General features: G+C 71.5%; 7 protein-coding genes. 1 reads left to right on the top strand and 6 read right to left on the bottom strand.

Annotated elements, in window-relative coordinates; genetic code table 11:
• Positions 1-215: 215 nt before the first annotated feature.
• Both Q0R63_RS17705 and Q0R63_RS17700 read right to left on the bottom strand, forming a co-directional pair.
• Positions 216-1,070, bottom strand: coding sequence for a patatin-like phospholipase family protein (locus tag Q0R63_RS17705; RefSeq protein ID WP_295700251.1), 855 nt, complete (start codon positions 1,068-1,070; stop codon positions 216-218).
• Entirely contained in the window at positions 1,067-2,983 is a 1,917-nt protein-coding gene (locus tag Q0R63_RS17700; RefSeq protein WP_295700248.1) for a prolyl oligopeptidase family serine peptidase, read from the bottom strand. The genes Q0R63_RS17705 and Q0R63_RS17700 overlap by 4 nt, the downstream gene beginning before the upstream one ends.
• Before the next feature lie 226 nt (positions 2,984-3,209).
• Here Q0R63_RS17700 and Q0R63_RS17695 point away from each other — a divergent pair, with 226 nt between their 5' ends.
• The gene (locus Q0R63_RS17695) at positions 3,210-4,169 is read left to right on the top strand and encodes an RIO1 family regulatory kinase/ATPase (RefSeq protein WP_295700242.1); all 960 of its coding nucleotides are present in this window, start codon (positions 3,210-3,212) and stop codon (positions 4,167-4,169) included.
• A gap of 55 nt (positions 4,170-4,224) precedes the next feature.
• On the opposite strand, the gene Q0R63_RS17690 is transcribed toward Q0R63_RS17695, so the two are convergent.
• The 4 genes from Q0R63_RS17690 to Q0R63_RS17675 all read right to left on the bottom strand — a co-directional run.
• Positions 4,225-5,385 carry a 3-hydroxyacyl-CoA dehydrogenase NAD-binding domain-containing protein gene (locus Q0R63_RS17690; protein ID WP_295700240.1) on the bottom strand — a complete coding sequence of 387 codons (1,161 nt, stop codon included), beginning with the start codon at positions 5,383-5,385 and terminating at the stop codon, positions 4,225-4,227.
• Positions 5,386-5,418: 33 nt separating this feature from the next.
• Complete coding sequence (locus Q0R63_RS17685; protein WP_295700237.1) at positions 5,419-5,667, bottom strand: DUF2630 family protein; 249 nt, start codon at positions 5,665-5,667, stop codon at positions 5,419-5,421.
• 126 nt (positions 5,668-5,793) lie between these two features.
• Positions 5,794-7,203 carry a GH1 family beta-glucosidase gene (locus Q0R63_RS17680; protein ID WP_295700234.1) on the bottom strand — a complete coding sequence of 470 codons (1,410 nt, stop codon included), beginning with the start codon at positions 7,201-7,203 and terminating at the stop codon, positions 5,794-5,796.
• A 35-nt stretch (positions 7,204-7,238) separates the two neighbouring features.
• The coding region (locus Q0R63_RS17675) for a glycoside hydrolase family 2 protein (protein ID WP_295700231.1) at positions 7,239-9,437 on the bottom strand (2,199 nt) is incomplete at its 5' end.

Here is a 9,437-nt window from a genome sequence, read left to right as displayed (position 1 = left end):
CCCCCCCCCACCCCCCGACAGCGAGCTGGAACCGCAGGCGCTGAGGCCGACGGTGAGGAGGCCGACGATGCCGAGCGAGAGGGAGCGGCGACTGACGAGGGGCATACGGGGGGTTCCTTCCACCGGACGAGGATGATCGTGATCCTCCCACCCCGCTGCAGCGCGGGTGGGTGTCGCCACGACAACGTGACCAGACTGCCGCGTCGAGCGCCCGGTCAACCCCAGATCGTCCCCACCTGCCCGGCCACCCGGCGGCCGACCTCCCGGCCCGCCAGAGCCGACGGCTCCCGGGTGGCGGGGGAGAGGGAGTTGGTGCCGAAGGCCGCGACGGACGCCTCGTCGGCGTGGACGACCTGGATCGCTGCGGCCCCCAGGTCGACGACCTCGTTCTCGAGGCTGCGCCCGAGCAGGGTCGGTGCACCCTGCACGGTGGGGGTCAGGACGAGCACCACGTCGCAGCCGGCGGCGACGTCGGCGTTGCTGCCGGAGTGCACCCCTCCGTCGACGTAGCGGGTGTCGCCGATGGTGACCGGGGGCCAGACCCCCGGCACGGCACAGCTGGCCGCGACCGCGTCCACGAAGGGAACGCCGCTGTCACGGTCGAAGACGACGCGGTCGCCGGTGGTCGCGCTGACGGCGATGACCCGCAGGTCGCGGTCCGGCCAGTCGGCGTCGTGGATGCGGCTCCGGATCACCTCGAGCCGGACCGCCTCGTCCACCGTGTCGGTGTCGAGGGCCACGGCGGCGATCCGCCTGCGCATCTCGGCCGCGGTCGTGACGCCCTCCGTAGCGGCCGTGAACCGCTGGAACAGAACCATCATGTCGACGTCGACGGCGAGCTCGCCGGGGGCGGGGGTGAGCTGCGCGGCATACAGGTCGTCGAGGGGCGTCCCGCCGGCGAGCTGGGCGGCGACCGACGAGCCGGCCGAGGTGCCGATGAGGACGTCGGCGGCGAGCAGCCGCGCCCCGAGGTCGGGGTCGACGTCGGCGATGCCGCGCAGCACCCCGAGCTCCCAGGCGATGCCGGCGAGCCCTCCGCCGGCGAGGACGAGGGCGCGGGTGGTCGTCATGGCAGCTCCGTTGTCTGGTGGGCGAACTCGTGAGATGCAGGCTCGTGCTGGGGTCGGGCAAGGTGGGTGCGGAGGAAGTCCATCGCCGCGGGGTAGGCGTCGAGCCGGTTGACCCGCTTGGCCAGGCCGTGGCCCTCGTCCGGGTAGACCCGCAGCTCGCAGGCGATGCCCTTCGCCTCGAGGGCGGCGGCGACCTGCTCCGCCTCCGACAGCGGGACGCGCGGGTCGTTGGCTCCGTGGATCACGAAGAGGGGGGCGACGATGTCGTCGAGATACGTGATGGGAGAGGCCTTCTCGAGGAACGCGCGGTCGTGCTCGAGGCTGCCGTACTCCCGCTCGCGGAAGGCTCGGCGGTAGCCCGAGGTGTTCTCGAGGAAGGTCACGAGAGACGACATCCCGACGATGTCGACGCCGGCGGCCCAGAGCGACGGTTGCATCGAGACCCCGGCCAGCACCATGTAGCCGCCGTAGGAACCGCCCCAGAGCGCGCTGCGCCGGGGGTCGAGCCCGGGGCCGAGTCGGAGGTCGGGCAGCCAGGCGTTCAGCGCGGCGAGGTCGGCGACCGAGTCGAGGCGCTTGTCGACGTCGTCCAGGGAGTACCACCGCTTGCCGTAGCCGGCGGACCCCCGCACGTTGGGCACGAGCACGGTGAGCCCGAGCAGGCTGAGGGCCTGCAGGACCGGGCTGAAGACCCGGTGTGCCGCGGCCTCGGGACCGCCGTGGACGTGCACGACCGACGCGCCGGCGAGGGCGGGGTCGCCGCCCGGCGACGCGGCATACACGAAGCAGGGCACCTGCTCGCCGTCCGGTGTGGGCACCCGATGGGTCGTCGGGGTGACGAGCCGGTCGCGCACTTCTGCCGGTATGCCGTCGCGCCCGTCGACGACGAGGGTCGCCGCCCCCGTCCCGGCGTCGACGAGGTGGAGGGAGCCCGGGTCGGTCGGCGTGGTGATGCTGACGAGGAGGCGTCGCCCGTCTGCCGACCAGACGACAGTGGCGATGCCGTCCGCGGGCAGGTCGACGCCACAACGCTTCTGGCCGTCAGCCTCGTGGACGGCCAGCGCGGTCGTTCCGTCCACCAGCGCCCCGACGACGATCGAGCTGCCGTCGGGCGAGACCCAGCAGTCGAGGTCGTGGGCGTCGTCCTCGACCAGGGTCGTCCAGGCTCCCCCGTCGAGCGGCACCCGGACGCTCGCGGTCAGCTCGCGGCCGTGGTTGCTCGCCATCACGAGGGTCTGGTCGTCCGCGGCCCACGCGAGGTCGACGTGGAAGGCGCGGTCGTCGGGGTCGGTGAGCAGTCCACCCGATGGGTCGAGGGCTGCGGCAGCCGGGCCGGTCACTCCGACGATCATCGAGTTCGGTTGCAGGCTCAGCCGATTGACCGCCGTCGACCGTCCGTCGTGCGAGACCACCGTCTCGGCGACGTAGCCTCCGCCGTCGTAGACGACGCGCTCTTCACCCGTCGCGAGGTCGCGGACGACGACGTCCATGTCGACGTCGTTGCGGCGGTTGGTCGAGTAGACGAGGGAGGTCGCGGTGACGTCCCGCAGGTCGTGCATGTGTGCCGGGTCGGCGACGATCGGGGTGAGGTCCTCGAGGCGAGCCGGTCGACCGAGCGGCCGGGCGAGGTCCAGGAGGGAGAGCTGCATGTGCTCGTCGCCGTCGGTGTCGTGCTGGACCACGACGGCGCGGCGACCCGGCAGGTAGCGGCCGCTGCATCGCGAGGGCAGGTCGGTCAGTGCGGTGCGTGTGCCGTCCGGGGCGATCTCGACGAGCTGCAGGCTGCCGAGATCATCGGTGCCCGCGAGCACGCGACCCTCGGGGTCGACGTCGAACGCGGTCCAGACCCGGACGTCGAGCAGCGACCTCACCAGGTCGACGAGAGCAGGGGCGCGATCCGGGGTGTCACTCACCACGCGAACCTATCTCGCGCCCCTCCCCGTCCCGGACGGACCCGCGAGCCCCACCCGGGGGGTGGGGCGGGGCGAGCGGAAAAGGGGTTGCGCGGGCGGCCGCGGGTCGTGGACAGTCGGGGTGACGCTGCGGATCCCCGCCGCCGGCCCGATGAGAGGAGACGTGTCATGTCCATGACTGTCCTCGGCCTGCCCGCCGACCCCTTCTCTCACCGGAGCCTTTGTCATGACTGCACGCAGCACCCCCTGGGACGACGCCGACTGGGCTGAGTCCCCCTGGGAGGGCTATCCGCCCGCCCTTTCGCCTGATCGGATCACGATCGTTCCCGAGGACGCCGCTCGTCACGCCCTCGTTCCTGACGACGTCGACCCGTCGTTCGTCTTCGCCTACCGCGCCATCGATGACGTCGAGGACGGCCAGCGCTTCTCGACCTACTGGGAGGTCGAGCCGCTCTGTCGCGGGCCCCGGCCCGTGCCCGACTGGCTCGTCACCGACCGGGCCGCGGTCGACACCGAGCTCGGCGTGCTCAAGACCGGCAAGGAGGCCGACGTCTTCCTGCTCGAGCGCGCCGTGCCCGGCACCGATGAGTCCGTGGTGCTCGCGGCCAAGCGCTACCGCACGGCCGAGCACCGCCAGTTCCACCGCAGCAGCGGCTACACCGAGGGGCGCAAGGTGCGTGACTCCCGCGACGCGCGGGCGATGGCCAAGGGCACCGCGCACGGTCGTGAGGTCGCGGCGGGCCAATGGGCGTGGGCCGAGTGGGAGAGCCTCAAACGCTGCCACGAGGCCGGCGTCCCCGTGCCCTACCCCGTGCAGATCGACGGCACCGAGATCCTGATGGAGCTCGTCACCGGACCGGACGGACACGCCGCGCCGCGTCTCGCCCAGGTCCGTCCCGGGCCGGAGCTGCTGCGGTCCTACTTCGACCAGATCCGTTACGCCATGGCCGCGCTCGCGACGATGGGGTTCGCCCACGGTGACCTGTCGCCCTACAACACCCTCGCCGCGGGGGACCGGCTCGTCGTCATCGACCTCCCGCAGGTCATCGACATCGTCACCAACCCGACGGGCACGGAATACCTGATGCGCGACTGCCACAACATGTGCACGTGGTTCGTCGCCCGCGGGCTCGAGGTGGACGAGCAGGAGCTCTTCGCCGAGCTCGTTGCGGAGGCCTTCGGATGAGCCCGCTTGGGCCACTGCCGGCCGGTCAGGACGATCGTGCCGGCCGGGATGTGGTCTATGACAGGGCCGGGCTGGGGCGGTAGCGGCCGCCGGGGAACGCCGCGTCCAGCTCGGCGAGCTGGCCTGCCACGACGTCGAACCCGATCTCCCGGCCCCAGTCGATGGGCCCGCGGGGGTAGCCGGTGCCGAGGACCATGGCGAGGTCGACGTCAGCGGCCGATGCCTCGCCCCGGTGGACGAGGTCGACCGCCTCGTTGACGAGCATCGCGAGGGTGCGGGCGACGGGGTCGGTCGTCGTGGGACCGCCGACGAGGACGGCCAGTCGGTCGGCGTCGGGCTCGTGGTCCTGCGGGTGGCCGTCCGCGGCATACCGGTAGATGCCGTGACCGCTCTTGCGCCCCAGCCGGCCGTCGGCGACGAGCTGCTGCTGCAGGGCCGTCGGTGCGTAGCGCGGGTCGCGGTCGGTCTGCTCCCACACGCTCGTGCCCACAGCGAGGTTGACGTCCTGGCCGATGAGGTCGGTCAGCTCGAGCGGTCCGAGCTTGAAGCCCGCTCCACGCAGCGCCGCGTCGAGGGTCGCGGCGTCGGCCACCCCGGCGGCGAGAAGGCGCTGGGCCTCACCGTAGAACGGGCGCGCCACCCGGTTGACGATGAAGCCGGGGGTCGAGGCGCAACGCACCGCAGTCTTGCCCCAGGACCGCACGAGGTCGGCGCCGAAGTCGAGGTATGCCGCCGCGCTGCGCCTGCCCGCGACGACCTCGACGAGCTTCATCACCGGCGCGGGATTGAAGAAGTGCAGGCCGATCACGCGCTCCGGGTCGTGGACCGCATCGGCGATCGCGTCGATGTCGAGGCTCGAGGTGTTGCTGGCGAAGACGGTTGTCGAGGGTTGACCGGCGGCGAGGCGCGAGAACAGGGTTCGCTTGACCTCGAGGTCTTCCTGCACCGCCTCGATGACGATGGCCACCTCCGGGAGATCGTCGACGCCGGCGTCGACGTGGACACGGTCCGCCGTCTCGGCAGCCTCGGTCTCGGAGATCCGACCTTTCGCGGCCTGGCCCGTCAACCGGTTCGCGATGCCCTCCCTCGCTGCGGCGGCCACCCCGTCCAGGGCGTCGACGAGGTGGACGCGGTGGCCGGCGGTGGCCGCGACCTGCGCGATGCCGGCGCCCATCGACCCGGCCCCGATGACGGCGATGTGCCTGAGTGCTTCCATGTCGTCATCCTCCCGCAGCGGGGTGGGTGGCGGTCAGCCGGTGTAACCCTCGACGGTGCGCTCGGAGCGCACCTGCGCGTCGCCGGGGTCCTCGCCGTACTCGCGCTTGGCCCGCCGCTGCCGCAGCAGGTCCCAGCACTGGTCGAGCTCGACCTCGAGCGCCCTGAGTTTCGCGTGCTCCTCGACGGGGCTGATCTCGCCCCGTGCGAGCCGGTCGCGCAGGCCCCGTTCCTCGTCGATGAGACCGCTGATGTGCTGCTGGATGTCGATGTCCTGGGCCATGAACCCAGTGTGGCGCGTCCGGGCCCCTACCCCCCTCTCCTTCCGAACACACGTTTTGCTCAGTCCGGGGCCTCGACGGACCCTGGACCTTGACAAAACGTGTTTTCGGAACGTGGAAAGGGGGGGTCAGGCGGGGGTCGTGTTGGCGCGGATGACGTCGGCGTAGAAGCGGGCCGAGTCCTTGATCGTGCGCTCCTGGGTGTCGTAGTCGACCCGGATGATGCCGAAGCGGCGGTCGTAGCCCCACGCCCACTCGAAGTTGTCGAGCAGCGACCACAGCTGGTAGCCGCGGACGTCGGCGCCGGAGTCGATGGCGTCCCTGACGGCGCCGAGGTGCTCGCGGACGTAGTCGAGCCGCTGCTCGTCGTGCACCTGGCCGTCCTCGGAGACCGTGTCGTCGAAGGCCGCGCCGTTCTCGGTGACCATCAGGGGCAGCCCGGGATAGGTCTTCGAGGTGCGCAGCAGCAGCTCGGTGAGCCCGGCCGGGTCCACGAGCCACCCCATCCGCGTGCGCCGCCCGGCCTCGAGGACGAAGTCCACGTCGTCGACGCCGACCCAGGCGGTGTGCTCCGAGGGCTTGTGGCCGTCCTCCAGCGTCCGCGGCGAGACACCGTCCCACTTCCGGGCGATGCTCGTCGTGTAGTAGTTGACGCCGAGGATGTCGAGCGGCTGGTGGATGGTCTCGAGGTCTCCGTCCCGCACGAACGACCAGTCGGTGACCTTCGCGGTGTCGGCGATGAGGTCCTCGGGATAGCGCCCCTCGAGCTCCGGCTCGAGGAACGCGCGGTTGCCCAGCGCGTCGAGCCGCCGCACGACGTCGAGGTCGTCCTCCGAGTGGGGGTCGGCGGGCCGGATCACGTGCAGGTTGTGGGTCACCGACATCTTGGCCTCGGGCAGCTCGGCCCGGATCGCCTGGATCGCGAGGCCGTGCGCCAGGTTGAGGTGATGGACCGCCGCGAGGGCGTCGGCGCCGTTGGTGCGCCCCGGCGCGTGGACACCGGAGGCATAGCCGAGGTATGCCGCGCACCATGGTTCGTTGAGGGTCGTCCAGACGTGCACGCGGTCGCCGAGCGCCCGGGCGAGCGACGCGGCATACGGGGCGAACGCCTCGGCGGTGGCGCGCGAGGCCCAGCCGCCGGCGTCCTCGAGCTCCTGCGGGAGGTCCCAGTGGTAGAGCGTGACGATCGGCTTGATGTCGGCCGTGAGCAGCTCGTCGACGAGACGCGAGTAGAAGTCGATTCCCCTGCTGTTGAACGCTCCTGCGCCGTGCGGCTGGATACGCGGCCAGGCGACGGAGAAGCGGTAGGCCTGCAGGCCGAGCTCCTTCATCAGGGCGACGTCGGCCGGCATCCGGTGGTAGTGGTCGACCGCGCGGTCACCGGTGTCACCGTTCATCACCTTGCCCGGAGTGTGGCTGAAGGTGTCCCAGATCGACGGCGTGCGGCCGTCCTCCGACACGGCGCCCTCGATCTGGTAGCTCGCGGTCGCCGAGCCGAAGAGGAAGTCCTTCGGGAAGGTGAGGTGCGGGTCGGGCATCGGTCGGCGCTCCTGGTGTCGGTGGGTCGGGTCGGTCAGCGGATGAGCTGGTTCGTGCTTCGCAGCACCCGGGCGTCGAGGAAGGCCGCGGGGTCGAGCCTCGCCGTCGAGGTGATCCGGAAGGTGTGGCTCTCGCCGGGCAGCAGGGTGATCAGCTGCTCGTCCACCGTCGCCTGCGGGTCCACCTTGTCGACGAGCAGGCAGACGTCGCGCTGCAGCCCGTCGGCCGTGACGTGCACGGCATACCCCTCGGCGGTGCGTTCGGCGGAGGTCGTCTTCCACGCGTCGACGAGGTCGAGGCGCTTGTCCTCGTCGAAGAACCAGAGGGTGCGGGCCTCGCCGGTGTCGGCGAGCAGCACGTCCGTGGCGGTGTCGACGTCGGTCGTGAGGGCGCGGGGGAGGGGCAGGGTCATCGTGCTCCGGGGCGGCACGTCCACGACGAGGGTGGTCATGGCCCGCTCGTCCCCGTCGAATCGCAGGCGGCAGAGGGCTGCTCGGGTGATCCACTGCTCGTCGGTGTCGTTGCAGACGGCGAGCACGAGTTCCGTGCCCCGTGGCTGGATGGTGAGGAGGCGGTCCGCATAGGCGTGCCGGAGCGCGAACCACAGCGGCTTGCGTCGCCCGTCGCCATCGACGGCTGCCCACGAGGTGACCGGCCAGCAGTCGTTGAGCTGCCAGACGATCGTGCCCTGACAGGTCGGCTGCCACGAGCGCAGGTGCTCGGCGCCGAAGGCGACCGCGCGCGCCTGCTGCAGCTGCATGGCCCAGTGCCAGTCCTCCATGTCCGTCGGGAGCTCGAGGTGGGGGGCGATGCCGTTCGTGAGCTTGTCGCTACCACCGATCGCCTTCTGGTGGTTGGCCATTCCCGGTGACGTGGGCGACAGTGGTTCGTCGTGCACGGCCCGTCGCAGGGTCGACCAGGCCGGCGGGCCCTGGTAGCCGAACTCGCTCACGAAGCGCGGGACATCGGCGCGGTATGCCGTGTAGTCGAGCTGGTTCCAGACGTCCCAGATGTGCATCGTGCCGCAGGAGGGGTCGTTGGGGTGACGCGACTCGTCGAAGGACCACGGGCTGCCGGGCGAGTAGGGGCGGGTGGGGTCGAGCCGGGCGACGAGACGGGGGAGGACGTCGAGGTAGTAGCCGCGTCCCCAGCTGAGGTCGCCGAGCTCGTCCTTCCACCCCCAGTCCTCGTAGCCCCAGAGGTTCTCGTTGTTGCCGTTCCAGATCGCGAGGCTCGGGTGCGCGGACAGCCGGGTGATCGCCTCGGTGGCCTCGGCGGTGACCTCGGCCGCGAGCGGGGGCTCCTCGGCATACGCGGCGCAGGCAAAGAGGAAGTCCTGCCAGACGAGCAGACCGACCTCGTCGCAGATGTCGTAGAAGTCGTCGGACTCGTAGAGCCCGCCGCCCCAGACGCGCAGGAGGTTCATCCCGGCGTCGACGGCGTTGCCGATGCTGCGGGCGTAGCGCGCCCGGTCGACCCGGCTCGGGAAGCAGTCCTCCGGGATCCAGTTGGCCCCCTTGACGAGGATGGGCCGACCGTTGACGTGCAGGGTGAACGGGATGCCCTCGGCGTCGGGCGTCGTGTCGAGGGTGACCGTCCGGAACCCGATCCGGCGCCCGTGGCGGTCGAGCTCCACGACGCCGGCCGCGCCGGCGGCACCCTCCGGGCCCTCGGGGCCAGGGGTCGACAGGGTGACCACGACGTCACGCAACGGTTGGTCGCCGTGACCCCTGGGCCACCAGAGCGGGACGTCGGGGACGTCGACGCCGACGACCATGCTGCCGCTGGTGACGGCGGACGTGACCGGTTCGGCCCCTTCCACGGCGACCGTGATCGTGAGCGGGGTGGCGCCGGCGTCGGGTGCCCGGACCACGGCGGCGTGGATCTCGACGTGACCGTTATGGCTCGACCCGGACCCGGACCCGGACCCGGACCCGGACACCGTGACGAGGGTGCGCAGGTCGGCCAGCCGCGCCGTGTGCCAGCGCTCGACGTGCACCGGTCGCCAGATGCCGGCGGTGACGAGGTCGGGGCCCCAGTCCCAGCCGAAGTTGCAGGCCATCTTGCGGATCGCGTTGAAGGGGTGGTCGTTGGTATGGACGCGGGGACCCTGCTCGATGCTCATGGCCTCAGCGGCGTCGAGCTGCCCCGCGAAGTCGATGACGAGGTCGTTGCCCTCGGCCCGGAGCAGGCTCGTGACATCGAAGCGATGGGTGCGGTGCATGTTGCGGGG

It is taken from the genome of Lapillicoccus sp., assembly GCF_025353065.1.
Classification (GTDB): Bacteria; Actinomycetota; Actinomycetes; order Actinomycetales; family Dermatophilaceae; genus Lapillicoccus.
This window is presented reverse-complemented; position numbering and strand designations above follow the sequence as displayed.

Bases quoted from the DNA above. Each gene is read 5' to 3' on its own strand.
- Q0R63_RS17680 (WP_295700234.1), bottom strand. From the start codon at position 7,203: ATGCCCGACCCGCACCTCACCTTCCCGAAGGACTTCCTCTTCGGCTCG.
- Q0R63_RS17690 (WP_295700240.1), bottom strand. From the start codon at position 5,385: ATGGAAGCACTCAGGCACATCGCCGTCATCGGGGCCGGGTCGATGGGC.
- Q0R63_RS17705 (WP_295700251.1), bottom strand. From the start codon at position 1,070: ATGACGACCACCCGCGCCCTCGTCCTCGCCGGCGGAGGGCTCGCCGGC.
- Q0R63_RS17695 (WP_295700242.1), top strand. From the start codon at position 3,210: ATGACTGCACGCAGCACCCCCTGGGACGACGCCGACTGGGCTGAGTCC.
- Q0R63_RS17685 (WP_295700237.1), bottom strand. From the start codon at position 5,667: ATGGCCCAGGACATCGACATCCAGCAGCACATCAGCGGTCTCATCGAC.